Annotated in this window: 21 protein-coding genes and 3 pseudogenes; 18 read left to right on the forward strand and 6 right to left on the reverse strand. The window is 72.4% G+C overall.

Features of this window, described 5'->3' with window-relative positions:
- The first annotated feature begins 29 nt into the window (after window positions 1-29).
- The 3 genes from GA0070564_RS19050 (at window position 30) to GA0070564_RS19060 (ending at window position 3461) form a co-directional block, all read left to right on the forward strand.
- A complete protein-coding gene (locus GA0070564_RS19050; RefSeq protein WP_091610008.1) occupies window positions 30-1091 on the forward strand; it encodes an FAD-dependent monooxygenase in 1062 nt (353 codons plus the stop codon).
- Between the two features lie 178 nt (window positions 1092-1269).
- Window positions 1270-2841, forward strand: a complete 1572-nt coding sequence (locus GA0070564_RS19055; protein WP_091610010.1) for an MFS transporter — start codon at window positions 1270-1272, stop codon at window positions 2839-2841.
- Between the two features lie 11 nt (window positions 2842-2852).
- Entirely contained in the window at window positions 2853-3461 is a 609-nt protein-coding gene (locus tag GA0070564_RS19060) for a TetR/AcrR family transcriptional regulator (RefSeq protein ID WP_091610012.1), read from the forward strand.
- A 21-nt stretch (window positions 3462-3482) separates the two neighbouring features.
- On the opposite strand, the gene GA0070564_RS19065 is transcribed toward GA0070564_RS19060, so the two are convergent.
- Window positions 3483-5402, reverse strand: a complete 1920-nt coding sequence (locus tag GA0070564_RS19065; RefSeq protein ID WP_091610014.1) for a helix-turn-helix domain-containing protein — start codon at window positions 5400-5402, stop codon at window positions 3483-3485.
- 14 nt (window positions 5403-5416) lie between these two features.
- A complete protein-coding gene (locus GA0070564_RS19070) occupies window positions 5417-6199 on the reverse strand; it encodes a 3-hydroxybutyrate dehydrogenase (RefSeq protein ID WP_091610016.1) in 783 nt (260 codons plus the stop codon).
- A gap of 172 nt (window positions 6200-6371) precedes the next feature.
- Between GA0070564_RS19070 and ruvC the strand changes: the two genes are divergently transcribed.
- The 10 genes and pseudogenes from ruvC (at window position 6372) to GA0070564_RS19115 (ending at window position 16782) form a co-directional block, all read left to right on the forward strand.
- Window positions 6372-6899: a crossover junction endodeoxyribonuclease RuvC gene (gene ruvC / locus GA0070564_RS19075; RefSeq protein WP_091610018.1), complete on the forward strand. Its 528-nt coding sequence runs from the start codon at window positions 6372-6374 to the stop codon at window positions 6897-6899.
- Entirely contained in the window at window positions 6896-7498 is a 603-nt protein-coding gene (gene ruvA / locus GA0070564_RS19080) for a Holliday junction branch migration protein RuvA (protein ID WP_091610020.1), read from the forward strand. The genes ruvC and ruvA overlap by 4 nt, the downstream gene beginning before the upstream one ends.
- Window positions 7498-7836: pseudogene (locus tag GA0070564_RS30500) on the forward strand (Holliday junction branch migration DNA helicase RuvB); the annotation flags it as partial. The gene ruvA and the pseudogene GA0070564_RS30500, both read left to right, overlap by 1 nt.
- A 39-nt stretch (window positions 7837-7875) precedes the next feature.
- Window positions 7876-8514, forward strand: a pseudogene (locus tag GA0070564_RS30370) (LAGLIDADG family homing endonuclease); the annotation flags it as partial.
- A 69-nt stretch (window positions 8515-8583) separates the two neighbouring features.
- A pseudogene (gene ruvB / locus GA0070564_RS29940) lies at window positions 8584-9570 on the forward strand (Holliday junction branch migration DNA helicase RuvB); the annotation flags it as partial.
- Between the two features lie 139 nt (window positions 9571-9709).
- Window positions 9710-10057, forward strand: a complete 348-nt coding sequence (gene yajC / locus GA0070564_RS19095) for a preprotein translocase subunit YajC (RefSeq protein WP_091610022.1) — start codon at window positions 9710-9712, stop codon at window positions 10055-10057.
- A 227-nt stretch (window positions 10058-10284) separates the two neighbouring features.
- Entirely contained in the window at window positions 10285-12240 is a 1956-nt protein-coding gene (gene secD, locus GA0070564_RS19100; protein ID WP_176730739.1) for a protein translocase subunit SecD, read from the forward strand.
- A gap of 1 nt (window position 12241) precedes the next feature.
- Window positions 12242-13432, forward strand: a complete 1191-nt coding sequence (gene secF, locus GA0070564_RS19105; protein WP_091610026.1) for a protein translocase subunit SecF — start codon at window positions 12242-12244, stop codon at window positions 13430-13432.
- A gap of 101 nt (window positions 13433-13533) precedes the next feature.
- Window positions 13534-14100: an adenine phosphoribosyltransferase gene (locus GA0070564_RS19110; protein WP_091610380.1), complete on the forward strand. Its 567-nt coding sequence runs from the start codon at window positions 13534-13536 to the stop codon at window positions 14098-14100.
- 225 nt (window positions 14101-14325) lie between these two features.
- A complete protein-coding gene (locus GA0070564_RS19115; RefSeq protein WP_176730747.1) occupies window positions 14326-16782 on the forward strand; it encodes a RelA/SpoT family protein in 2457 nt (818 codons plus the stop codon).
- Between the two features lie 60 nt (window positions 16783-16842).
- On the opposite strand, the gene GA0070564_RS19120 is transcribed toward GA0070564_RS19115, so the two are convergent.
- Both GA0070564_RS19120 and GA0070564_RS19125 read right to left on the reverse strand, forming a co-directional pair.
- The gene (locus GA0070564_RS19120) at window positions 16843-17670 is read right to left on the reverse strand and encodes a peptidylprolyl isomerase (RefSeq protein ID WP_091610030.1); all 828 of its coding nucleotides are present in this window, start codon (window positions 17668-17670) and stop codon (window positions 16843-16845) included.
- Between the two features lie 60 nt (window positions 17671-17730).
- Window positions 17731-18597 (reverse strand): peptidylprolyl isomerase, encoded by an 867-nt coding sequence (locus GA0070564_RS19125; RefSeq protein WP_091610033.1) that lies wholly within the window; start codon window positions 18595-18597, stop codon window positions 17731-17733.
- 258 nt (window positions 18598-18855) lie between these two features.
- On the opposite strand from GA0070564_RS19125, the gene GA0070564_RS19130 reads away from it, so the two are divergent.
- The 3 genes from GA0070564_RS19130 (at window position 18856) to GA0070564_RS19140 (ending at window position 21996) form a co-directional block, all read left to right on the forward strand.
- On the forward strand, window positions 18856-19572 hold the full coding sequence (locus GA0070564_RS19130; RefSeq protein WP_091610036.1) for an MBL fold metallo-hydrolase: 717 nt from the start codon (window positions 18856-18858) through the stop codon (window positions 19570-19572).
- Window positions 19573-19658: 86 nt separating this feature from the next.
- On the forward strand, window positions 19659-20987 hold the full coding sequence (hisS, locus tag GA0070564_RS19135) for a histidine--tRNA ligase (protein WP_091610039.1): 1329 nt from the start codon (window positions 19659-19661) through the stop codon (window positions 20985-20987).
- A 70-nt stretch (window positions 20988-21057) separates the two neighbouring features.
- Window positions 21058-21996: an acyl-ACP desaturase gene (locus GA0070564_RS19140; RefSeq protein ID WP_091610042.1), complete on the forward strand. Its 939-nt coding sequence runs from the start codon at window positions 21058-21060 to the stop codon at window positions 21994-21996.
- Window positions 21997-22000: 4 nt separating this feature from the next.
- Here the strand turns inward: GA0070564_RS19140 and GA0070564_RS19145 are convergent, their stop codons facing one another.
- Window positions 22001-22516 carry a PaaI family thioesterase gene (locus GA0070564_RS19145; RefSeq protein ID WP_091610045.1) on the reverse strand — a complete coding sequence of 172 codons (516 nt, stop codon included), beginning with the start codon at window positions 22514-22516 and terminating at the stop codon, window positions 22001-22003.
- A gap of 56 nt (window positions 22517-22572) precedes the next feature.
- Here GA0070564_RS19145 and GA0070564_RS19150 point away from each other — a divergent pair, with 56 nt between their 5' ends.
- Complete coding sequence (locus GA0070564_RS19150) at window positions 22573-23079, forward strand: winged helix-turn-helix transcriptional regulator (RefSeq protein ID WP_091610047.1); 507 nt, start codon at window positions 22573-22575, stop codon at window positions 23077-23079.
- A 1-nt stretch (window position 23080) separates the two neighbouring features.
- Here the strand turns inward: GA0070564_RS19150 and GA0070564_RS19155 are convergent, their stop codons facing one another.
- Entirely contained in the window at window positions 23081-23983 is a 903-nt protein-coding gene (locus GA0070564_RS19155; RefSeq protein WP_245670106.1) for a GDSL-type esterase/lipase family protein, read from the reverse strand.
- A 172-nt stretch (window positions 23984-24155) separates the two neighbouring features.
- On the opposite strand from GA0070564_RS19155, the gene GA0070564_RS19160 reads away from it, so the two are divergent.
- Window positions 24156-25211, forward strand: a complete 1056-nt coding sequence (locus GA0070564_RS19160) for a S1 family peptidase (RefSeq protein ID WP_091610050.1) — start codon at window positions 24156-24158, stop codon at window positions 25209-25211.
- Window positions 25212-25290: the final 79 nt, after the last annotated feature.

Consider the following 25290-nt stretch of genomic DNA (forward strand, 5'->3'; position numbering starts at 1 on the left):
TGGCACTACATCCGTAGTAACATGCCGTCATGGGAACTCGGACGGCGGCGGTGGTCGGCGGTGGGATCGGCGGCCTGGCGGTCGCGGTCGGACTGCGCTGCGCGGGGTGGCAGGTCACCGTGCTGGAGCGGGCTGCGGGCCTCCCCGAGACCGGCACCGGGCTGGGCATCTGGCCCGCCGCGTTGCGGGCGCTCGACGCGCTCGGGCTGGGCGAGCGGGTCCGCCGGCGCGGCAGCCGCCAGGCCGACGGGGTGATCCGCCGGCCGGACGGCTCCCGGATCGCCACCATCGACGTCGCCCGGCTGCAACGCCGGCACGGCGAGCCGGTGCACCTGGTCACCCGGCCGGTGCTGCTCGCCGAGCTGGCCGCCGCGCTCCCCGGCGGAGTGGTCCGGTTCGACGCGCCGGTGCCCGACCTGGCCGCCCTCGACGGTTACGACCTGGTGGTCGGCGCGGACGGCATCCGCAGCACGGTCCGCGCCGGCCTGCACGGCGACCGCTACCCGCTGCGCTACGCGGGCACGGTCGCCTGGCGCGGCAGCGCGGCCGTCGAGGTCGCCACCGGCGGTGAGACCTGGGGCCGGGGCCGCAAGTTCGGCGTCACCCCGCAGGGCCCCGGCCGGACCAACTGGTACGCCGCGGTCGCCCTGCCCGAGGGCACCCCGCCGCCCCCCGACGACCTGGCCGAGCTGCGGGGGCTCTTCGGCGGGTGGCACGAGCCGATCCCACGGCTGCTCGACGCGCTCACCGCCGACGGGGTGCTCCGGCACGAGGTGCACGACCTGACCCCGCTGCCGAGCTACGTCACCGACCGGGTGGCGCTGCTCGGCGACGCCGCCCACGCGATGACCCCGGATCTCGGGCAGGGCGCCTGTCAGGCGCTGATCGACGCGGTGGCGCTGGCCGACCGCGTACGGGCCACGGACGATCTGCCCGCGGCGCTGCGCGCGTACGACCGCAGCCGACGTCGCCCGACGCAGCGGATCGCCGCGATGGCCCGGCGGGCCGGGTGGTTGTCCCAGGTCCGGCACGCGCTGCCGACGCGGGACGCCGCGGTGCGGCTCGCCCTGACCTTCGGTCCGCCCGGCTGAGACCCCGGCCGGTCCGGGCCCGGCACGGGGGCGGATCCGGGCCGGTCGGGCGTGACCTCGCCCACAAACGATACGAACCGGTTCCGTATCGAATATCGCTCACCTACGCTCCGGTTGTTACGAGCCTGACCCGTATCGTTTTTCGCGCCACGGGCGGACCGGGGGGAGAACCGGGCACATGGAACCGCACGAGAACACCGGACACCCGAGGAGGTGGGCGATCCTGGGGGTGCTGGTGATCAGCCTCCTCGTCGTCGTCCTCGACAACACCATCCTCAACGTCGCGCTGCGCACCCTCGCCGACCCGGTGCACGGCCTCGGCGCCAGCCAGGGCGAGCTGGAATGGTCGATCAACTCCTACACCCTGGTCTTCGCCGGGCTGCTGTTCACCTTCGGCGTGCTCGGCGACCGCTCCGGACGCAAGCGGTTCCTGGTGATCGGCCTGGTCCTCTTCGGCCTCGCCTCGCTGCTCTCCGCGTACGCGCAGAACCCCGGCCAGCTGATCGCGGCCCGGGCGCTGATGGGCGTCGGCGGCGCGGCCATCATGCCGGTGACCCTGTCGATCATCTCCAACGTCTTCGACCCGCGGGAGCGCGGCCGGGCCATCGGCGTCTGGGCCGGCGCGGTCGGCCTCGGCGTGGCCATCGGCCCGGTGCTCGGCGGCGCCCTGCTGGAGCACTACTGGTGGGGCTCCGTCTTCCTGATCAACGTGCCGGTGGTGGCGCTCGGCGTGGTGCTGGTCGCCACCCTGGTGCCCGAGTCCCGCGACCCGAATCCGGGCCGGGTGGACCTGCTCGGCGTGGTGCTCTCGGTGGTCGGGCTGGTTGCCCTCACCTACGGCATCATCGACGGCGGCGAGCACGGCTTCGACCGGCCGCTGGTCTGGGCCTCGATCGTCGGCGGGCTGGCCGTGCTGGCCTTCTTCGTCACCCACGAGCTGCGCAGCGACCACCCGTCGCTGGACGTCCGGCTGTTCCGGGTGCCCCGGTTCGCCGCTCCGGTCACCCTGATCGGCCTGGTCTTCTTCGCCGCCATGGGCGTGATGTTCTTCAACGCCTTCTATCTGCAACTGGTGCGCGGCTACAGCCCGCTGGAGACCGGCCTGCTCTTCCTGCCCTTCGCCGGCGCGCAGCTGATCTTCGCCCCGCGCAGCGCCGCGATGGTCCGCCGCTTCGGCGGTCGGGCGGTCGCGGTGACCGGCCTGCTGCTGACCACGGTGGCGCTCGGCGCGTTCGTCCTGGTCCAGGCGGACACCCCGATCTGGATGGTCACCGTGCTGACCTTCATCCAGGGCGCCGGCATGGCCAACATCATGCCGCCGGCCACCGAGTCGATCATGTCGGCGCTGCCCCGGGAGAAGGCCGGTGTCGGCTCCGCGGTCAGCAACACCGTCCGCCAGGTCGCCGGCGCGCTCGGCGTGGCGATCCTCGGGTCGGTGCTCTCCGCGGTCTACCGCGACGACATCGCCCCGGCCGTGGCGGCCCTGCCCGCCGCCGCCCGGGACGCCGCCAGCGAGTCCATCTCCGGCGCGTACGCGGCCGCCGGCCGGCTCGGTCCCGCCGGGCCCGCCCTGATCGGCTCCGCCAACGACGCCTTCGTCACCGCCATGCACTGGGCCGCCGGGATCAGCGCCGTGGTCGCCGCGCTCGGCATCCTGGTCGCGCTGCGCTGGCTGCCCGGACCGACCGCCGCCACGCCGACCACCCCCGCCCCGGCCGCGGCCGAGCCGGAGTTGGCCGGAACCGCCTAGGTTCGGGTTCAATGTCTGACATGACTACCACCGCCGATGCTCCGCGGTCGCCCGGGCGACCGCGGAGCGTTCGCGCGGACGAGGCGATCGTCAGCGCCACCCTGGACCTGCTCGCCGAGGGCAGCACCATCGAGGCGCTCTCCATCGAGGCGATCGCCGCCCGGGCCGGCGTCGGCAAGGCCACCATCTACCGCCGCTGGCCCGGCAAGGACGCGCTGCTGCTCGACGCCCTGCGCACCCTCAAGGGCCAGCCGCCCGAGCCGACCGGCCACTCCGTCCGCGACGACCTGGTCCTGCTGGTCGGCGCGATCGGGCAGAACGTCGACCCGCGCGCGGCCCGGATCATGCCCTGCCTGGTGCCCGAGGTGAACCGCAGCCCGGACCACTTCCAGCTCTACCAGAACATGATCGAGCCGCGCCGCAAGCTGATGCGCGAGGTGCTCCAGCGCGGTGTCCGCACCGGCGAGCTCCGCGCCGACCTCGACATCGACGTGGCGATGGCGATGCTCACCGGCCCGATGCTGATGCAGCGGATGCTGCGCTGGCACCCCGAGCTGGACGAGAGGATCCTGCCGGAGCGGGTCGTCGACGGGGTTCTGGACGGTCTGCGGCCCCGCTGACGCGGCCCGGACCGGTTCGGTTCAGCGGGCCGGCTCGCGCAACCGGTGCAGGCGCAGCGCCAGCTGCACCTCCAGCGCCCGCTCCGGGCGCTGCCAGTCCGCGCCGAGCAGCTGACCCACCCGCTCCAGCCGCTGCGTCACCGTGTTGACGTGCACGTGCAGCTGCTCCGCCGCCCGGGCCAGGCTGCCACCCACCCCGAAGTACGCCTCCAGCGTCCGCACCAGCGCCGTGCCCCGCCGCGCGTCGTAGTCCACCACCGGGCCGACCGTGGCGGTCAGGAACCGGGTCACGTCCCGGTCACCGGGGTCGCCCACCGCCCCCAGCAGCAGCCCCACGAAACCCAGCTCGGCCGTGCTCGCCCCCTGCCCGTTGCGGCCCAGCGCGCCCAGCGCGGTCAGGCAGCGGTCCGCCTCGGCGAACGTCGTCGCCAGGGCCTGCGGCCCGGTCGCCGGCCCGCTCGCCCCGGCCGTCACCGGCCGGCCGGTCACCCGGGACAGGTCCCGGGCCACCGCCCGCGCGCTGCCGCCGGCGTCCTGACCGGGCAGCATCAGCACCACCCGGCCGTCACGCGCCGCCGCCAGCCCGCCCCGGGTCGAGGCGTACGTGGTGGCCCAGGAGAGCACCCGCTGCCGCGCCGAACCGGTCGCCGCGATCGCGTCGTCGCCCACCGCCACCAGCACGTGCGGGGCGTCCAGGTCCACCCCGAGCCGGCGGGCCCGGCCGTACAGCGCGTCGGTGTCCCGCGACGGCCGGGCGATCAGGTCGTCGAGCAGCTCACCCCGGACCCGCCCCTCCGCCTCGGCCACGGTCCGGCGGAACAGCAGCAGCAACGCCGTCACCAGCGCGGCCCGCTCGAGGATCCGCTGGTCGGCGTCGACCAGCTCGCCCTCCGGTCGCAGCACCAACGCGCCGAGGTTCTCCGCGCCGGCGACCACCGCGGCGTACCAGAGCGGCCCCCGGCGTACGCTGCGCCCCTCGGTCCGAGACGCGGCCACCGCCTCCACCAGGTCCGCCCGGTCGGGCTCGGCGATCTCGCCCACCCGGGCCAGCCGCCGGCCCTCGGCGTCCAGCGCCAGCAGCGCCCCGCCCAGCACGTCGGTCACCGCCGCCGCCACGTCCTCCATCCCGCCGCCGCGCACCACCAGGCCGGTCATCCGGTCGTGGGCGGCGGCGGCCCGCTCCACCGAGCTGCTGTGCGCGCGGATGGTGCCGTTGGCAGCGGAGAGCTCGGCCAGCGCCGACCGGGTCTCGGCCAGCAGCCGGGCGGTGTCGATGGCCACCGCGGCGTGCGCCGCGAGGGAGACCAGCAGGGACACCTCCTCGCGGGCGAACGGCCGGGCCGACCGGTTCGCCGCGTACAGCACGCCGATCACGCTGGAGCCCAGCCGCAGCGGTACGCCGAGGATGGCCACCAGCCCCTCCTCGCCGACCCCGCCGTCGATCTCCCCGGTGTGCCGGAAGCGCTCGTCCTCCTGGTAGTTCGAGGTGACGTACGGGGTGCCGGTCTGCGCGACGAGGCCACCGAGGCCGTCGCCCATCTCCAGCCGCAGCCGCTGGAACCGGGCCGAGACCGAGCCGTCGGTGACCCGCATGTACGTGTCGCCGCGCTCGTCGTCGTTGAGCGTCATGTACGCCACGTCGGTGCCGAGCAGGTTCCGCGCCCGGTGCACGATGGCCCGCAGCACGTCGTCCAGGTCGCGCAGGCCGGCGAGGTCACTGGCGGTGTCGTACAGGCCGGAGAGCTCGATCTCCCGGCGCCGGCGGCGCTCCAGCAGCCCGCGGACCCGCAGCGCCACCACCTTCGCCTGCTCCAGCTCGGCCAGCCGGTCCGGCGGCAGCCCGGCCGCCCGGGCCGCCACCAGCGGACCCTCGAACTCGACCGGGGCAGCCTCGCGGGCCAGCAGCTCCAGGAACTCCACCGGCGACGACATGAGCGACATTGTGCGCGCGGCCACTAGTTGGCCGTCCAGCCCCCGTCGAGGGCGATCGAGGCGCCGGTGATGAACGCGGCCGGCGGGGCGCACAGGTACGCCACCAGCTCGGCCACCTCCTCCGGCTCGATCAGCCGCTTGATCGCCGCCCGGGCCAGCATGATCTTCTCCACCACCTCGTCCTCGCCGATGCCGTGGGTGGCCGCCTGGTCGGCGATCTGGCTCTCCACCAGCGCCGTCCGCACGTACGCCGGGTTGATGCAGTTGGCGGTCACCCCGTGTGCGGCCCCCTCCAGGGCCACCACCTTGGAGAGCCCTTCCAGGGCGTGCTTGGCCGACACGTACGCCGACTTGTACGGCGAGGCGCGCAGGCCGTGCACCGAGGAGATGTTGACGATCCGCCCCCAGCCGTGGGCGTACATGTGCGGCAGCGACCGCCGGATGATCCGGAACGGCGCCTCCACCATCACCCGGTGGATGTAGGCGAACCGGTCGGTGGGGAAGTCCTGGACCGGCGCGACGTGCTGGAGGCCGGCGTTGTTCACCACGATGTCCACGTCGGCGTCGAGCCGGTCCACCGCACCGGGGTCGGCCAGGTCGATCCCCTCGGCCCGGCCGCCGGCCTCGGCGGCGACCGCCTTGGCCGCCTCCACGTTGCGGTCCACCACCAGGACCGCCGCGCCGGCGGCGGCCAGCCGCAGGGCGCAGGCCCGGCCGATACCGCTGCCACCACCGGTCACCAGGGCACCACGACCGGAGAGGTCGACGTGTACGACGTGGGGGACCGCCACGGGTTCTGCCGTCATGGCGCAAGAAGTTACGAGCTGTGTGGCCGGCGGCACATGGGGCGGCGACACATACTCCGGTCCCGGACTGTGTGGCGTCCACCGCGGTCCGGCGTGTCCGCCCGGGCCGCCGTCGGAGCCGACCAGTAGGGTGTCGAACACACGTACTGCCGGCGGTCGGGGAGGAGGCGGCGTGCGCGTGCTCGGCGTCGATCCGGGGCTGACCCGGTGCGGGGTCGGCGTGGTCGAGGGCGTGCCGGGTCGGCCCTGCACCCTGGTCGCCTACTACGTCGTCTACACCGATCCGGGCGACGACCTGCCGCTGCGCCTGCTGCACCTGGACCGTTCGCTGACCGATCTGGTGGCCGAGCACCGGCCGGACGCGGTCGCCGTGGAGCGGGTGTTCGCCCAGCACAACGTCCGGACCGTGATGGGCACCGCCCAGGCCAGCGGGGTGGCCGTGCTCGCCGGCGCGCGGGCCGGGCTGCCGGTCCAGACGTACACCCCCAGCGAGGTGAAGGCCGCGGTGACCGGCTCCGGTCAGGCCGACAAGAAGCAGATGACCGCCATGGTGACCCGGTTGCTGCGGCTGGCCGAGCCGCCGAAGCCGGCCGACGCCGCCGACGCCCTCGCCCTGGCCATCTGTCACGTGTGGCGTGGCGGCACCCGGTCCAAGCTGGCCGCGGCGGCGGACCGGGCACGACGAGGAGGAACGCGATGATCGCCAGCGTGCGGGGCACCGTGACCGCGACCGGTCCGGATCAGGCCGTGATCGAGGTCGGCGGGGTCGGCCTGGCGGTGCACTGCGCCCCCGGCACCCTCGCCGACCTGCGGGTCGGACAGCCCGCCCGGCTCGCCACCAGCCTGGTGGTCCGGGAGGACTCGCTCACCCTCTACGGCTTCGCCGACGACGACGCCAAGCAGCTGTTCGAGCTGCTCCAGACCGCCAGCGGGGTCGGCCCCCGGCTGGCCCAGGCGGTGCTCGCGGTGCACACCCCGGACGCGGTGCGCAAGGCGATCGCCAACGCCGACACCGCCGCGCTGACCCGGGTGCCGGGGATCGGCAAGAAGGGCGCCGAGCGTCTCGTGCTGGAGCTGCGCGACCGGATCGGCCCGGTGCCGGTCGGCGCCGACGGGGCGGCCGGGGTCACCGGTGGGGCGTGGCCCGACCAGGTCCGACAGGCGCTGGTCGGCCTGGGCTGGACGGCCGCCCAGGCCGAGCAGGCGGTCGCCGCGGTCGCCGAGTCCGTCGACGGGGAGACCCCGCCGGTGCCGGTCCTGCTCAAGCAGGCCATCCGTCTCCTGGGCCGGACCCGCTGATGAGTGACGGCAACGTCGTCTCGGCGTACGTCAGCGACGCGGAGCTCGACGCGGAGGCGACCGTCCGGCCGAAGCGGCTCGACGAGTTCATCGCCCAGCACCGGGTCCGCGACCAGCTGGACCTGCTGCTCAAGGGCGCGATGCGGCGCGGCTCCCCGCCCGACCACATTCTCCTCTCCGGGCCGCCTGGCCTCGGGAAGCCGGTCTCCGTCGACGCCTTGGTGTTGCTCGAGGACGGCTCGCGGCGGCGGTTGGGTGACATCGTGGTGGGTGATCGGGTGATCACCCGCACCGGTGACGCGGCGAACGTCACTGCCGTTCACGAGCAGGGGGAACTCGACTCTGTCCGGATCCGTACGGGCAGTGGGCGGGAGGTCGTGGCCGCGCCGGACCACCCCTTCTGGACCCCGGACGGCTGGGCCAAGGCCGGAGACCTGACCGACCGCGACCTTCTCGCCAACGTCCTCTGCCCGGATCTGATCGCCGTCAGCAACCAGGACACGGCCGAGTACAAGCTCGCCGGGTACCTGATCGGTGACGGGTGCACCACCAATCAGGTGACCTTCACCGGCGGTGACGAAGACGTGCTAGCCGACTTCAGGGCTACCTGCGACGTACTGGGTCATCCGCACAAGACCGGGCCCAACAGCGCCCGAAGTTCGTTGATCAGGATTTCGGGACTCATCCCCTGGTTGGGCGAGCACGGCCTTCTGGGAAAGAACGCCTGGCAGAAGCGGGTGCCCGAGTTCGTCTTCCGAGGTGACAGTTGGCAGATCGCCGCCTTCCTCGGCGCCTACTTCGCCTGTGACGGGACGGTCAGCCGGCGGGGGCGGGACCGGTACGACGTGGTCGTTGAGTTCTACAGCGTCTCGCGGGAACTGCTCGCCGACGTTCAGCACCTCCTCCTCCGGCTCGGCATCCAATCGCGGCTGAAGCTCAAGCGTGGCCGGTACCAGGGCCGTCCCCACGAGTCCTGGCGGCTGAGTGTCACCAGCCAGGATGACGTCGCGCGGTTCGTGGAACGGATCACGGTGATCGGTGAGCGGGGCCGGCGGCTCACGGAGTGGGCGCCGCGCCGCGACCGGTTCGAGGAGCGCCTGGCGGCCGACCGGGTCGTGTCGGTCGAGCAGGCGGGCCTGCACGAGTGTCGCTGTCTGACCGTCGATGGCGACCATACGTTCACGGTCAATGACTTCGTGGTGCACAACACCACCCTGGCCAATATCGTGGCGGCCGAGCTGGGCTCGGGCATCCGGGTGACCAGCGGCCCGGCCATCGAGCGCTCCGGTGACCTGGCGGCGATCCTGACCAGCCTGGCCGAGGGCGACGTGCTCTTCATCGACGAGATCCACCGGATCGCCAAGCCGGCCGAGGAGCTGCTCTACAGCGCCATGGAGGACTTCCGGGTCGACGTGGTGGTCGGCAAGGGGCCGGGGGCCACCGCCATCCCGCTGGACGTGGAGCCGTTCACGCTGGTCGGCGCGACCACCCGGTCCGGCCTGCTGACCGGCCCGATGCGGGACCGGTTCGGCTTCGTCGCCCACCTCGACTTCTACTCCCCGACCGACCTGGAGGCGCTGCTGCACCGCTCGGCGCGGATCCTCGGGGTGCCGATCACCGACGACGGGGCGGTGGAGATCGCCGGCCGGTCCCGGGGCACCCCGCGGATCGCCAACCGGCTGCTGCGCCGGGTGCGGGACTTCGCCGAGGTGCGGGCCGACGGGGTGGTCACCCTGGAGACCGCCCGGGCCGCCCTGACCGTGTACGACGTCGACGCCCTCGGCCTGGACCGGTTGGACCGGGCGGTGCTGACCGCGCTGGTCGACCTGTTCCGGGGTGGGCCGGTCGGCCTCTCCACGCTCGCCGTGGCGGTGGGGGAGCAGCCGGACACCGTGGAGGAGGTGTGCGAGCCGTTCCTGGTCCGGGCCGGGCTGCTGGCGCGTACGCCGCGGGGACGGGTGGCGACGGAGGCAGCCTGGCATCATCTGGGGCGTAATCCGCCGAATGGTACATTTGGTGCGGCGACCGTCGCCGCGCCCGATCTGTTCTCCGCCGCGCCCGAACAGCCGTGATCCGAACGTGATCTGTGCCGCATTCGGCGTTCTCAGGAGCAGGGATTAGACTCGCCGCGGTCTGTACAGGATGTGAAAATCCGCCTCCGCTCCGGCACCCCCTCGTGCCGGGTGGGCGGCCAAGGGAAGGTCGACAAGCGTGTTCTACGCAGCAGCGAGCGGCGGGGGAGCCGGCGGCCTGACGCCGATCCTCATGATCGCTCTGCTCTTCGGCGTCATGTACTTCATGATGATCCGCCCCCAGCAGAAGCGCCGCCGCGAGGCCGAGCAGATGCAGTCGGCCCTGGCCATGGGCGACGAGGTGGTCACCATCGGTGGGCTCTACGGCACGGTCACCGGTGTGGACGACGACACCGTGCTGCTGGAGGTCGCCCCCGGCGTGCAGACCCGCTACGCCCGTCCGGCGATCGCCCGCGTGGTCACCCGGGCCGAGCGCGTCGAGGAGATCGAGTCGGCCGTCGAGGAAGCCGAACCGGTCAAGGAGTGAACCGTCGTCCCGGAAGGGGCAGCGGATTCACCGACACAAGTGGATAGTTGGGTCGGCGTTGCGGCGCCGGCACGCCAGTCACCCGCGCCCGACGCCGCCGCGTCGGGGCCGGCGGGGCGTGCCGGGCCTCGACGCCGGCCAGTCAGAACAGTCGGGCGGACACCCCCGGCCCGACCTTCGTCGCCGCTGCACAAGCGGCGCGACCGTTACAGGGAGACAGGACAGCCGTGGCACCACCTCAGGGACAGATGCGCCCCGGACGGCAGCTCGCCGTGCTCGGGCTCATCTTCGTGGTCCTCTATCTATTGGTGTTCTTCTCGGGCGGCGCCAGCGGTGGCTGGAAGGACCGGTTGGAGCCCCGGCTCGGGCTGGACCTGATCGGTGGCACCCGGGTCGCCCTGGAGGCCACCAACAGCCTCGACGGCAAGGCCCCGACCCAGGAGAACCTGGAGGAGGCCCGGCGGATCATCGAGAGCCGGGTCAACGCCTACGGCGTGGCCGAGGCCGAGGTGGTCACCGAGGGCAACCGGAACATCGTCATCTCCCTGCCCGGTGAGAACCGGGACCTGACCGACGTCGGCACCCCGGCGGAGCTGCGCTTCCGCAAGGTGCTCAAGGCCACCGACGGCAGTGGCGCGACCACCGCCCCGGCCCCGACGCCGACCGCCTCCGGAAGCCCCGCCCCCAGCCCGTCCGGCAGCGCCGCGCCGAAGCCGTCGGCGAGCGCCGCGGTCAAGCCGTCCGCCGGCGCGGCGGTGAAGCCGTCGGCCAGCGCCGCGGCCAAGGCGACCGCCTCCCCGTCCGCCGGCGGCCAGGGTGGTGGCGCCCCCGCGCCGACCGCCAGCGCCACCCCGGCGCCGTCGGCCACCCCGAGCGCCCCGGCCGCGTCGCCGAGCGCCAGCGCCGCCGGAGTGCCGCAGGGCATCGAGGCGCAGCGCAAGGCCGTCGAGCAGAAGGTCGGCCCGGCCGCCTGGGCCGCGGCGAGCGCCCTCCAGGCCCCGGCGGACCTGACCGCCGACCCGTCCCTGGCGGAGAAGCTCAAGCCGTTCGGCACGCTGACCCCGCAGCAGGTCGCGGTCCTGGCGCCGGAGATGCAGTTCAACGTCCCGACGGTCAGCTGCGCCCAGCTGGACGACCGGCCGGCCGGCTCGGTCAAGGACCCGAAGCAGAAGGCGGTCGCCTGCGAGAGCGGCGCGAAGTACCTGCTCGACGTGGCCAAGGTCGAGGGCACCGACGTCAAGAACGCCAGCGCCCAGCTCGACCAGACCAGCTCCTGGGTGGTCAGCCTGAACTTCACCGGTGACGGCCAGAACAAGTGGACCGAGCTGACCCGCGAGTCGTACCAGAACAACGGCAAGACCTGCGACGCCAGCGCGCTCGGCCAGGGCGGCAACTGCCGGGTCGCGGTGGTGCTGGACAACAGGATTGTCTCCTCGCCGGAGATCCAGGCGGTGCTGACCGGTGATTCGCAGATCACCGGCAACTTCACCAGCAAGGACGCCAACGACCTGGCCAGCCAGCTGCGCTACGGCGCGCTGCCGGTGACCTTCGTCCAGCAGGAGGCGCAGAACGTCACCGCAACGCTGGGCGAGAGCCAGCTGCGCGCCGGCCTGCTCGCCGCCGGCATCGGCATGCTGCTGGTCATCATCTACTCGTTCTTCTACTACCGGCTGCTCGGCTCGGTTATCTTCCTGAGCCTGGTGCTGTCCGGGCTGCTGGTCTTCGGCGCCCTGGTGGTGCTGGGCCGGCAGATCGGGTTCACCCTCACCCTCGCCGGCATCGCCGGCATGATCGTCTCGCTCGGTGTGGCGGCGGACTCCTTCGTCATCTACTTCGAGCGGCTCAAGGACGAGATCCGGGACGGACGCAGCCCGCGCAGCGCGGTGCCCCGCGCCTGGGTCCGGGCCCGTCGGACGATCATCTCGGCGAACGCCATCACCCTGATGTCGGCGGTCGTGCTCTACATCGTCTCGGTCGGCACGGTGAAGGGCTTCGCCTTCGCCCTCGGTCTGGCCACCGTGCTGGACCTGGTGGTGGTCTTCCTCTTCCGTCACCCGATCATGACGATGTTCGCCCGCACCCAAGCGTTCCTGTCCCCGCGGGTCAGCGGCCTCGGTCGCGCCCTCCCGGCCCGGTCCACCGAGCAGGCGACCGCCCGCAACGCGCGCGTCAAGGAGGCCTGAGATGGCTAAGAGTGGTCTGGCGTCCCGGCTCTACCGGGGCGAGGCCGGTCTCAACATCGTCGGCCGGCGCAAGCTCTGGTTCACCGTCGCGGCCGCGCTGGCGCTGGTCGCGGTGCTCAGCTTCGCGCTGCGTGGCTTCCAACTCGGCATCGAGTTCGCCGGCGGCACCTCGCTCCAGGTGCCGGCCAGCGTCGGCACCCTGGACGACGCCGAGCGGCAGGTCGACCAGGTGCTGGCGGCCAAGGCTGGCGGCGCCGAGGTGGCCACCGCCCAGAAGGTCGGTGGCAGCGGCGGCGACCTGTACGAGATGCGGACCTCGGAGCTGACCCCGGTCCAGACGAACGAGGTCAAGACCGAGATCGCCAACCGGTTCGGGCTGAAGTTCGACCAGGTCGGCGCCAACCAGGTCAGCGCGTCGTTCGGTGGCCAGGTGACCGAGCGGGCCCTGCTCGGCCTGCTGATCTTCCTGGCCGTGGTGGCGCTCTACCTGGTGGTGCGCTTCGAGTGGCGGATGGCGGTCGCCGCGCTGGCGTCGCTGTTCATGAACCTGATCCTCACCGCGGGCATCTACTCGCTGGTGGGCTTCGACGTCACCCCCTCGACCGTCATCGGCTTCCTGACGATCCTCGGCTTCGCGCTCTACGACGTGGTGGTCGTCTTCGACAAGGTCCAGGAGAACACCCGGGGCATCACCGCGAACAACAACCAGACCTACGGCGAGGCGGCCAACCTGGCGCTGAACCAGTCGCTGATGCGGTCGCTGAACACCTCGGTGGTCGCCCTGCTCCCGGTCGGCGGCCTGCTCTTCATCGGGGCGTTCCTGCTCGGCGCGGGCACCTTGAAGGACCTCGGCCTGGTGCTCTTCGTCGGTATGGCGGTGGCGTTCCTGACCTCCATCCTGCTGGCCACCCCGCTGCTGGTCTTCCTCAAGAACAAGGAGCCGCGCATCCAGGCGCACAACAAGCGGGTGGAGGCCCGCCGGGGCGCGATCGCCCGCGGTGAGCTCACCCCGCGCGGCACCCCGCGCCCCGCCGCCGACGGCGACGAGGCGATCGACCCGGAGGCGGCGGCCCTGGCCGGCAGCGCGCCGAAGGTGGGCGCCCGGCCGGCGGGCAGGCGCCCGACCGGCGCCCGGGGTGGCCGTCCCGCCGGTGGCGGCGGCAACCGCCCGGGTGGCGCGAAACGCCGCTGACCCCGGCCGGGGTGACCCGGTAACCATCGAACCGACGGCGTCCGCCATGCTGTGCGAGCAGCATGCCGGACGCCGTCGTCGTGAAGGGAAACGGGACAGCCGTGACGGAGACCCACAGCAGCGTGGTACGGGGAGACAGCGGCCCGCAGGTCGCCCGGCTGGTCGCCAGCCGGGTGCTGGACGTGCCGGACTTCCCGAAGCCCGGGGTGGTGTTCAAGGACCTGATGCCGCTCTTCGCCGACGGTGCGGTGTTCCGTGAGGTGATCGACGGGATCGTCGCGTACCACGGGCGGGAGTCGTTCGACGCGGTGGCCGGGATCGAGGCGCGCGGGTTCGTGATCGCCGCGGCGATCGCGTACGCCACCGGGGTGGGCGTGGTGCCGGTGCGCAAGGCCGGGAAGCTGCCCCGGGCCACCCACTCCGCCTCGTACGCGCTGGAGTACGGCGAGGCGACGCTGGAGGTGCACCAGGACGCCTTCACGGCCGGGCACCGGGTGCTGGTGGTCGACGACGTGCTGGCCACCGGGGGTACCGCCGAGGCGACCCTGGACCTGGTGGAGCGGGCCGGTGGCACGGTGTCCGGTTTCACGGTGCTGATGGAGCTGGCGTTCCTCAAGGGGCGGGAGCGGCTCGCGCCGCGTCCGGTGCATGCCCTGCTGACCGTTTGACCCGACCGCCGCGCGACGGAGGCGGCGGGGTCCGTCCGGCGGAAGGGCGGGGCACCCTGCGTACGGGTAGCATTGCCCTTTGCCGACCGGTCGGCTGACCGCCGAGGGCCGGCACGCGGAACAGATCCGGCCCCCGGGCCGGTTGGACAGGTACGTCGGCCGCACGGCCGGCGCATTCCCCGGCGAGCGGTGAGGAGGCCGGTGTCCCACGATGTCGTCCCTCCGGTGGAGGGCACGGTGCACCCGACAGGCGACGCGGACGGCTCGGTGACCGAGCGGAACGGCAACCCGCCGGCCCGGGTGACGGGTCCCGGCGAGAGCGGCGCGACCGCCGAGCCGTCGGCCGAGGAGAGTGGCGCCCTGGTGGTGCCGTTCGCCGTCGACGGTGCGGATGACCCGTCCCCGAGCGGTGGGTTCGCCCTGTCCAACGCCCCGACCGGCCGGCGGGTTCGGGCCCGGCTGGCGCGGTTCAACGCCCCCTGGCAGACCTCGCAGGTCAGCGAGGTGCTGGAGCCGCTGATCGCCACCCACCGGGACGCCCACCCCAAGGCGGACGCGCGGCTGCTCCAGCGGGCCTTCGACACGGCGGCGCGCTGGCACTCGGGTCAGTACCGCAAGTCCGGTGACCCGTACATCACCCACCCGCTGGCCGTGGCGACCATCCTGGGCAACCTGGGGATGGATACCACCACGCTGGTGGCGGCGCTGCTGCACGACACCATCGAGGACACGGAATACACCCTCGACGCGATGCGGGCCGACTTCGGTCCCGAGGTCACCCTGCTGGTCGACGGTGTCACCAAGCTGGACAAGGTCAAGCTGGGTGACGCGGCCAAGGCCGAGACGATCCGCAAGATGGTCGTGGCGATGGCCAAGGACCCGCGGGTGCTGGTGATCAAGCTGGCCGACCGACTGCACAACATGCGGACCCTGACCTTCCTGCCCCGCCCGAAGCAGGAGCAGAAGGCGAAGGAGACGCTGGAGATCCTCGCCCCGCTGGCCCACCGGCTCGGTATGAACACGATCAAGTGGGAGCTGGAGGACCTCGCCTTCGGGACGCTCTTCCCGAAGCGGTACGAGGAGATCAACCGGCTGATCGGGGAGCACCAGCCGCAGCGGGAGTCGCTGCTGCGCCAGGTGACCCAGAAGGTCGGCACCGACCTCAAGGCCGCCAAGATCAAGGCGGAGACCACCGGCCGGCCGAAGCACCTCTACTCGATCTACCAGAAGATGATCGTGCGGGGGCGCGACTTCAACGACATCTACGACCTGGTCGGGGTGCGGATCCTGGTCGACACGGTGCGGGACTGCTACGCGGCGCTGGGCGTGATCCACGCGAACTGGCAGCCGGTGCCGGGCCGGTTCAAGGACTACATCGCGATGCCCAAGTTCAACATGTACCAGTCGTTGCACACGACGGTCATCGGGCCCACCGGCAAGCCGGTGGAGATGCAGATCCGCACGTACGCGATGCACCGCACCGCGGAGTTCGGCATCGCCGCGCACTGGAAGTACAAGGAGCACAAGGGCACCCAGATCGTCGGCCCGCCGGCGCACATCGACGAGATGACCTGGCTGCGGCAGCTGCTGGACTGGCAGCGGGAGGCGGCCGACCCGAGCGAGTTCCTCGACGCGCTGCGCTTCGACCTGTCCAGCCAGGAGGTGTACGTCTTCACCCCCAAGGGTGACGTCATCCCGCTGCCGACCGGTTCGACGCCGGTGGACTTCGCGTACGCGGTGCACACCGAGGTGGGGCACAAGTGCATCGGGGCGCGGGTCAACGGCAAGCTGGTGCCGTTGGAGTCGACGCTGTCCAACGGCGACGTGATCGAGATCTTCACCTCGAAGTCGGAGACGGCCGGCCCGACGCAGGACTGGCTGGGCTTCGTCAAGAGCCCGCGCGCCCGCACCAAGATCAGGCAATATTTCAACAAGGAGCGGCGCGAGGAGGCGATCGAGGCCGGCAAGGACGCGATCGTCAAGGCGATGCGCAAGCAGGGCATGCCGTTGCAGCGGATGCTGACCTCGGACGCGTTGATGGCGATCGCCCGGGACCTGCACCTGGCCGACGTGGCGTCGCTCTACGCGGCGGTCGGCGACAGTCAGGTCTCCGCCCAGTCGGTCGTGCAGAAACTGATGGCCACGTACGGCGGCGAGGAGGGGGCGGCCGAGGACATCGCCGAGACCGCCGTCGCGACCCGGCCGCCGCGCAGCCGGCAGAGCAGCAGCGACCCCGGTGTGGTGGTCCGGGGCGTCAGTGACGTCTGGATCAAGCTGGCCCGGTGCTGCACGCCGGTGCCGCCGGACAGCGTCTTCGGTTTCGTCACCCGCTCCGGCGGGGTGAGCGTGCACCGCGACGACTGCGCCAACGCCGAGGACCTGCGTGCCCAGGCCGAGCGGGTGGTGGAGGTCAGCTGGAAGCTCACCTCCGCCTCGACGTTCCTGGTCGCGATACAGGTCGAGGCGTTGGACCGGCACAAGCTGCTCGCGGACGTGACGCGGGTGCTGTCGGAGGAGCGGGTGAACATCCTCTCCGCGACGGTCACCACCACCCGGGACCGGGTGGCGGTGAGCCGGTTCAGCTTCGAGATGGCCGACCCGAAGCACCTGGGTCACCTGCTGGCCGCGGTGCGCAAGGTCGACGGGGTGTTCGACGCGTACCGGGTCACCTCGGGCGCCTGACCTGGATACGGAAGCGCCCGCCGGCTGGTGCCGGCGGGCGCTTCCTCGTACGGGTGCGGATCAGCTCATCGTCAGCTTCTTGATGACGATCTCCTTCTTCGGGTGGCCACCGCCGGCCTGCTGGGCGAAGGCCTTGTCGTCGCCGGCCGCGGCGACCTGCTTGACGATGTCCATCCCGCCGGTGACCGTGCCGAGCACCGTGTACTTCGGGTCGAGCTGCGAGTCGCCGTAGACGATGAAGAACTGGCTGCCGGTGCTGCCCGGGTCGCCGTTGTTCGCCATCGCGATGACGCCCTCCGGGTAGGCGGGCCGCTTGTCGGTGGGCAGGTTCTCCTCGGCGAGCCGGTAGCTCGGGCCGCCGGTGCCGTCGGTGGGCCGCCAGCCCTTGCCGGTGACGCTCGGGTCACCGCACTGGAGCACCTTGATCCCCTCGGTCACCAGCCGGTGGCACTTGGTGTTGTCGAAGAAGTTCTTGCTGGCCAGGTGGGTGAAACTGGCCGCGGTGCAGGGCACCTTGGACCGGTCGACCGTGGCGGTGATCGGACCCAGGTTGGTGTCGAGCGTCATGGTCTGGGTGCCGGTGTCGGGCTGCTGGGTCTTCGGCAGCCCGACGTCCTTGATCTCCTTGGGGCGCTGCTCCTTCGGCACCTCGGTGAAGACGCACTGGGCGGCCCCGGCCTGCTGTGCGGCGGTGTCGGTCTTGTCGTCGTCGCCACCGAGGCTGGTCGCCAGCCAGACGGTGCCGGCGATCACCAGCAGCAGGGCGGCGCCCGCCCCGACGATCGCCTGCGTCTGCCGGCGCTTGCGGGCCTTGGCCGCCCGCTCGGCCATCTTCCGCTCGAGCTGGGCGCGCGCCGCAGCGCGCTGCCGCTCTCTGGTGGACGTCACGCTTCACTCCTTGGGGACTTGCCGGGCGCGGCCGGTGCCGCCGATCGTCGGTGGGGCGGGTCAGCCGGCGCTGGGGCTGGCGCTCGGCGCCGCGGAGGCCGCGCCGCCGGGCGTCGTCGCCGGTGCGCCGGCCGGGTCGCTGACGGTGAGGCTCTGGATCACCACGTCCGTCTTCGGCTTGACCTTCGCCCCGGAACCATTGTCCACGGTCGGCAGGGCGCCGATCTTCTCCACCGTGGCGAGCCCATCGGTGACCTTGCCGATGATCGGGTACGCCGGCTTGGCCGGGTTGAAGTCCTTGAAGAAGATCAGGAACTGGCTGCCGTTCTGCCCCGGCGGGTTGCCGACCATCGCCACGGTGCCCTTCGGGTACGCGGGGGCGGCTCCGGACGGCGCCGGGTTCGGCACGTCCTCGTCGTAGAAGGTGTACGCCGGGCCGCCGATGCCGGTGCCGCTCGGGTCGCCGCAGCGCAGCGCGCCCTCGGTGGTGATCTCGTGGCACTTGGTGTTGTCGTAGAACGCCTTGCTCGCCAGGTGGGCGATGCTGGCGCCGGCGCACGGCGCGGCGGCCAGATCCAGCTCGGTGGTGACCGGGGCGCCCTGGTTGGTGGTGACGGTCATCGTCCGGGTGCCGGAGGTGGGCAGGCCGGTCGTGTTCGGGGTGCCGACGTCCTTGAGGTTGGGGTTGCCCTCGGCGTCCTGCGGAGTCCAGAGGCAGACGTCCTCGGCGGCCTTGTTCGCCTTCGGGTCCTTGTCGAAGGCGCCCAGCCCCCAGGCCGCGCCCACCACCACCAGGACGAGCACCACGGCGGCGCCCACACCTGCCTGGATCTGCCGGCGGCGTCGGGCGACGGCGGCCCGCCGGGCCAACTGCCGGTCGAGCTTCTCCCGCGCGAGCTTGCGCTGCCGGTCCCTGCTGGAAGCCACCCGTGCTCCCCTTCCTCTACCCTGGTCGTCACCGGCGGACGGGCGCCCGCGCCCGTCGGGCGCCGAGTGCGCCATGCCACACGCCCGCCAGAGTGTACGGGTAGCCGCTGGGAAAGTGGTGTACGAGGTCAGTGCCGCGTTATCGGGGGGCGTCACTGCCCCGACCGGCGTAGCGTCCGGCGTGCGGGCCGGTGCGTCCGGCCGGCCGGATAGGCTGCTGGTCGCAGACGACAAGCTCGACACGGAAGGGGAGCTGACGTGCTCGTGGCCGGCTTTCCCGCGGACGCCTTCGGCACCAACTGCTACGTGGTGGCCACCGCGCCGGGGGAGCAGTGCGTGGTGGTCGACCCCGGCATCGGGGTGCTCGACCGGCTCGACGCGGTCCTGGCCGAGCACCGCCTGCACCCGGCCGCCGTGCTGCTCACCCACGGTCACCTGGACCACACCTTCTCCGTCGCGCCGGTCTGCGGCGCCCGGGGGATCACCGCGTACCTGCACCCGGCCGACCGGGAGATGCTGGCCGACCCGGCCAAGGCGCTGTCGATGGACCTCACGCAGCTCTTCGGTGGTCGCCTGCCGTACACCGAGCCCGACGACGTGGCGGAGCTGACCGACGGCGCGGTGCTGCGGATGGCCGGCCTGGAGATCACCGTCGACCACGCCCCCGGCCATACCGGCGGGTCGGTGATGTTCCGGATGCCCGGTGCGGGTTCGCCGTGGGAGGCCGAGCAGCTCTGCCTCTCCGGTGACGTGCTCTTCGCCGGCTCGATCGGGCGCACCGACCTGCCGGGCGGCAGCAACGAGGCGATGCTGGCCAGCCTCCGGGACAAGGTCCTCCCGCTGGCCGACGACACCGTCGTGCTGCCCGGCCACGGACCGGCCACCACCATCGGCCGGGAGCGTGTGCGCAATCCGTACCTCGTCGAGGTGGCGGGCTCGGGCGACGCGCGACCGGCACCTGCCCGCGGCCTGTAGCCGCGCCACGACCTTCCCCCGCGCGGTCGCCGCGCGGGCCCCAGCAGACCCGGCCGCGCCCGGCGCGGCTGCCGAGGGAGTACGCCATGAGCAAGCCCACGCCCATCTCCGGCTTCCCGGAGTGGACCCCCGCCCAGCGGATGATCGAGCAGTTCGTGCTGGACCGGATCCGCGCCACCTTCGAGCTGTACGGCTTCGCGCCGCTGGAGACCCGGGCGGTCGAGCCGCTGGACCAGCTGTTGCGCAAGGGTGAGACGTCCAAGGAGGTCTACCTGCTGCGCCGGTTGCAGGCCGACGCCGACGGTCCGGCCGGTGACGACTCGCTGGGCCTGCACTTCGACCTGACCGTGCCGTTCGCCCGCTACGTGCTGGAGAACGCCGGCAAGCTCCAGTTCCCGTTCCGCCGCTACCAGATCCAGAAGGTGTGGCGGGGTGAGCGTCCGCAGGAGGGGCGCTACCGGGAGTTCCTCCAGGCCGACATCGACATCGTCGACCGGGACACCCTGCCGGCGCACTACGAGGCGGAGATGCCGCTGGTGATCGGCGACGCGCTGCGGTCGCTGCCGATCCCGCCGGTGCGGATCCAGGTCAACAACCGCAAGATCTGCGAGGGCTTCTACCGGGGCGTCGGGCTGACCGAACCGGAGGCCGTCCTGCGGGCGGTGGACAAGCTGGACAAGATCGGTCCGGCGAGGGTGGCCGAGCTGCTGGCCGAGACCGCCGGGGCGAGCGAGGCGCAGGCCAAGGCGGTGCTGGCGCTGGCGGAGATCTCCGCGCCGGACGCCTCCTTCGCCGACGCGGTACGCGCGCTCGGGGTGGACGACCCGCTGCTCGACACCGGCGTCGCCGAGCTGACCGCGGTGATGGAGACCGCGGTCGCGCACTCGCCCGGCCTCTGCGTGGCCGACCTGCGGATCGCCCGGGGCCTGGACTACTACACCGGCACCGTCTACGAGACGCAGCTGGTCGGCTACGAGCGGTTCGGTTCGGTCTGCTCCGGCGGCCGCTACGACAATCTGGCCAGCTCCGGCACCGTCCGCTTCCCCGGGGTGGGCATCTCGATCGGGGTGACCCGGCTGCTCGGCCTGCTCTTCGGCGCCGAGGCGCTGTCGGTCTCCCGCAGCGTGCCGACCTGCGTGCTGGTGGCGGTCGGCGCCGAGGAGGACCGGGCGGCGAGCAACGCGGTGGCCGAGGCGCTGCGCTCGCGGGGCGTCCCGACCGAGGTGTCGCCGAGCGCGGCGAAGTTCGGCAAGCAGATCCGGTACGCCGAGCGGCGGGGGATCCCGTACGTCTGGTTCCCGGGCGCCGAGGGCGCGGGTGACGAGGTGAAGGACATCCGATCCGGTGAGCAGGTCGCCGCGGCGGCGGGGGAGTGGATGCCGCCCCGGGCGGACCTGAAGCCGCTGGTCAGCTGACCCGCATTACTCGCGCGTACGACGGATTCGACCTACGGTGGCGTAAGTTACGCCACCGTAGGGAGAACCGATGACCGCCCCGTTGAGCCAGACCGCCCTGCTCCTGGAACTCGAAGCCGTGGTGGAGAAGAACCTCGACCGGCACCTGTCGATGGCCAAGGAGTGGTTCCCGCACGAGTACGTCCCGTGGAGCGAGGGCCGCACCTTCGACGGCCCGCTCGGCGGCCAGGCGTGGTCCGAGGCCGACTCGGCCATCCCCGACGTGGCCCGCACCGCCCTGATCGTCAACCTGCTCACCGAGGACAACCTGCCCTCGTACCACCACGAGATCGCCACCCTGTTCGGCCGGGACGGCGCGTGGGGGAACTGGGTGCACCGGTGGACCGCCGAGGAGGGCCGGCACGGCACCGCCATCCGGGACTACCTGACGGTGACCCGGGCGGTGGACCCGGTGGCCCTGGAGCGGGCCCGGATGACGCACATGTCCGCCGGCTACGTCAACGCGCACGGCGACGAGGTGCTGCACTCGCTGGCGTACGTCTCGTTCCAGGAGCTGGCCACCCGGATCTCGCACCGCAACACCGGGCGGGTGACCGGCGATCCGGCGTGCGAGGCGCTGCTGGCCCGGGTGGCCGCCGACGAGAACCTGCACATGGTCTTCTACCGCAACCTGCTGGCGGCCGGCTTCGAGCTGGCGCCGAGCCAGGCGATGCGGGCGGTGGCCGACGTGCTGGCCGACTTCCAGATGCCCGGCGCCGGCATCGACGGCTTCGCCCGCAAGTCGGTGGCGATCGCGCTGGCCGGCATCTACGACCTGCGCCAGCACCGGGACGAGGTGGTCGCCCCGGTGCTGCGCCAGTGGGACGTCTTCGAGGTGTCCGGCCTGGACGCCGACGGTGAGGCCGCCCGCGACCAGATCGCCGCCCACCTGGACGCCCTGGAGACCGCGGCCGCCCGCTTCGAGGAGAAGCGCGACGCCCGCGCCGCCCGGCTCGCCGCCGCCCGCTGACCGATCAGGCCGGGGTGTCGAGCGGGAAGAGCAGGCAGGTGGAGGTGGCGTGGGCGATCAGCCGGTCCTTCGCGTCGGTCAGTCTCGCCTCGGCCAGGGCGGTGCGCCGGCCGCGTTGCAGCACGGTGCCCTCGCAGCGCAGGGTGCCGCTGGCGACGGTGACCGGGCGGAGGAACTTCACGTTGAGGTCCAGCGAGGTGTAGCCGACGCCGGCCGGGAGCGTGGTGTGCACGGCGCAGCCGGCGGCGGTGTCCAGCAGGGTGGAGAGCACCCCGCCGTGCACGGTGCCGAGCGGGTTGTAGTGGAACTCCTGCGGCACCAGCTCGACGGCGACCCGCCCCTCGTCGGCCTCCATCCGGGCCATGTCGATCAGGTGCATGATCGGCGGTGCGGCCAGCTCGCCGGCGATCATCGCGCGGAGCAGCTCCAGGCCGCCGCGCCGGCCGATGTGGGCCGCGCCCGCCACCGGGTCGGACCAGGTGAAGGTACGGCTGCGCGCCGGTTCCTGCGTCTGCGTCATGGACCCAGCCTGGCAGCGCGTTGCTGAGTCTGTCAATCAGACCTAGCCTGGTCGGCATGAGACCCGCGGCACTGGACTGGTCGGTCGAGAACTGCACCATCACTCGCGCGATGGAGATCCTCGGCGAGCGGTGGACGCTGGTCGTGCTCCGCGAGGTCTTCACCGGCGTACGCCGCTTCGACGACATGCGGGTGCGCACCGGCATCCCCCGGCAGGTGCTCACCAACCGGCTCGCCGCCCTGGTCGAGCACGGGCTGCTCCGGCGCGAGCCGTACCGGGAGCCGGGTGCCCGGGAGCGCCACGAGTACCGGCTCACCGACAAGGGCCTCGACCTGTGGCCGGTGCTGGTCGCCGTGCTCGGCTGGGGCGACCGCTACCTCGCCGACCCGGAGGGCTCCCCGGTCAGCGTCGGGCACCGCGACTGCGGCGCCGAGGTGCACGTCGAGCTGCGCTGCGCCGCCGGGCACGAGCTGGCTACCCCGCGCGACGTGGTGCCCCGGCCGGGGCCGGGCGCGCGCCGGCGCGCGGGCGAGGACCGCCCGCGCGCCGCCGGGGAACGCTGACCTACCAGCCGAACCCGCTGGCGTACGAGATGTTGGCCAGCACCGCCTGGCCGCTGGTGTTCGGGTGGAAGTAGTCCCAGGTGGAGACCTGGCTCAGCGCGAACGGGTAGTTGAACACCGCGTTGTCGTCGAAGTCGCAGTTCACGCCGTACGCGAGGCAGGCCTGGGCGAGCTGGGTGTTGTAGTCGACCACCCGCTGGCGTACCCGGGCCCGGCGGTCGACGTCGGTCTGGCTGGTGGAGGTGGGGTTCGCCAGCATGGACTGGCAGATCCCGAAGAGCGACCAGGTGGACCGGGCGCTGCTGCTGTCCTTGCCGACGTACCAGAGGCGGTAGATGTCCGGCACGCTGATCACGGCGACCCGGGCGGTGGGCAGCCCGGCCTTGATCCGGTTCAGTGCGCTGTCGATGTTGGCCCGGTAGGTGCTCACCGGGGTCATCGTCGACTCCGAGCCGGTGCAGGCGTCGTTCGCGCCGATCAGCATCGTGACGTACTCGACGCCCTGGCTCACCGCGCTGCCCGCCTGGCCGTACATGTCGGCGGACTTGGCGCCGGTCCGCGCGTCGTTGTGGGTGCGGCCCTGGATCGTCGGGTTGACCGCCCGGATGCGCAGGTAGTGGCTGTTGACGCTGGAGTAGTCGCCGGTGCTGAACGACCGGGAGGTGCAGTCGGAGTACCAGCCGCAGGCGTTGAAGCCGCGGGTGATGGAGTCACCCATGCTGGCCATCGAGTTGGGCGCGGGGGTGGTGGCGGCCGGGGCGGGGCCGGCGGCGAGCAGGACGAGGGCGGTGGCGCCGGCGAGTGTGGCGAGCGCGCGTCGGACGAGGGTGATGGTGGCCTCCGGATCGCGGGTGCCGGGAAGCAGCGGTGACCTCAGCGTATGGACATGCGTCGTTGTCCACAATGTTGCGGATCGGTTTCATCGGACGGCTGGGTGAATTCGGGCAAACAGAGGTCTTGCTCACGATCTTAAATGTATGAATACTTCAGTCACTCGTCCGGTTCCCCAGGTCGGTCGGGTAGCCCGAGGCTCGGCCGAACGACCGGGCCCCCATCCCCACCCGGGAGGCTGTTACATGCGACCCACGAGGTCATCGCTCCGCCGCGCCGCCACCGCCGCCGTCGCCGGAACCCTGGTCGTCGGCTCGCTGCTGGGCGCCCCCGCCCAGGCCGCGCCCACCGCAGCCGCGTCCCCCGACGCCGCCGCCACCCTGGCTGCCAAGCTGGGCGACCGCGCCGCCGGCACGTACGCCGACGCCAGTGGCAAGATGGTCGTGGCCGTCACCGACGCCGCCGCCGCCCGCCAGGTCCGGGCCGCCGGCGCCACCCCCAAGCTGGTCACCCGCGGCGCCGCGCAGCTGGCCAGGGCCACCGCCGAGCTGGACCGCTCGGCGAAGATCCCCGGCACCGCCTGGTGGACCGACCCGGCCACCAACCAGGTCGTCGTCTCCTACGACAGCACCGTCACCGGCGCCAAGCTGGCGAAGGTGAAGGCCGCCGCGGCCCGCACCGACGGCGCGGTCCGGCTGGTCTCCGAGGGCGGCGTACTGAGCAAGCGCATCTCCGGCGGCCAGGCCATCTACACCGGTGGCTACCGCTGCTCGCTGGGCTTCAACGTCCGCAGCAGCTCCGGCGTCTACTACTTCATCACCGCCGGGCACTGCACCAACCTCGGCACCAACTGGTACTCGAACTCCAGCCAGACGACCCTGCTCGGCACCCGGGCCGGCACCAGCTTCCCCGGCAACGACTACGGCATCGTCAAGTACAGCAACCAGAGCACCGCCCAGCCGGGCAACGTCTACCTGTACAACGGCAGCTACCAGGACATCACCACCTCGGGCAACGCGTACGTCAACCAGTCGGTGAAGCGGTCCGGCAGCACCACCGGCGTGCACAGCGGCACGGTGACCGCCACCGGCGCCACCGTGAACTACGCCGAGGGCAGCGTCTCCGGCCTGATCCGCACCACGGTCTGCGCCGAGGGTGGCGACAGCGGCGGCTCGCTCTTCGCCGGCAGCACCGCCCTGGGCCTCACCTCCGGCGGCAGCGGCAACTGCTCCTCCGGCGGCACCACCTACTTCCAGCCGGTCACCGAGGTGCTCAGCGTCTACGGCGTGAGCGTCTACTGATCGACCCCTCGCGAGCGGGCCGCCGGGCGACCGGCGGCCCGTTGCGCGTACCCGGGACTGGGCGGCCCGCGCCGGGGTA

The sequence above is a fragment of the Micromonospora mirobrigensis genome, from assembly GCF_900091555.1.
Taxonomy (GTDB): Bacteria; Actinomycetota; Actinomycetes; order Mycobacteriales; family Micromonosporaceae; genus Micromonospora; species Micromonospora mirobrigensis.

Coding starts and splice junctions, on each gene's coding strand:
- hisS (WP_091610039.1), top strand. CDS start 19,659: ATGAGCAAGCCCACGCCCATCTCCGGCTTCCCGGAGTGGACCCCCGCC.
- GA0070564_RS19050 (WP_091610008.1), top strand. CDS start 30: ATGGGAACTCGGACGGCGGCGGTGGTCGGCGGTGGGATCGGCGGCCTG.
- GA0070564_RS19145 (WP_091610045.1), bottom strand. CDS start 22,516: ATGACGCAGACGCAGGAACCGGCGCGCAGCCGTACCTTCACCTGGTCC.
- ruvA (WP_091610020.1), top strand. CDS start 6,896: ATGATCGCCAGCGTGCGGGGCACCGTGACCGCGACCGGTCCGGATCAG.
- GA0070564_RS19060 (WP_091610012.1), top strand. CDS start 2,853: ATGTCTGACATGACTACCACCGCCGATGCTCCGCGGTCGCCCGGGCGA.
- secF (WP_091610026.1), top strand. CDS start 12,242: ATGGCTAAGAGTGGTCTGGCGTCCCGGCTCTACCGGGGCGAGGCCGGT.
- GA0070564_RS19070 (WP_091610016.1), bottom strand. CDS start 6,199: ATGACGGCAGAACCCGTGGCGGTCCCCCACGTCGTACACGTCGACCTC.
- GA0070564_RS19160 (WP_091610050.1), top strand. CDS start 24,156: ATGCGACCCACGAGGTCATCGCTCCGCCGCGCCGCCACCGCCGCCGTC.
- GA0070564_RS19065 (WP_091610014.1), bottom strand. CDS start 5,402: ATGTCGCTCATGTCGTCGCCGGTGGAGTTCCTGGAGCTGCTGGCCCGC.
- GA0070564_RS19140 (WP_091610042.1), top strand. CDS start 21,058: ATGACCGCCCCGTTGAGCCAGACCGCCCTGCTCCTGGAACTCGAAGCC.
- GA0070564_RS19150 (WP_091610047.1), top strand. CDS start 22,573: ATGAGACCCGCGGCACTGGACTGGTCGGTCGAGAACTGCACCATCACT.
- GA0070564_RS19055 (WP_091610010.1), top strand. CDS start 1,270: ATGGAACCGCACGAGAACACCGGACACCCGAGGAGGTGGGCGATCCTG.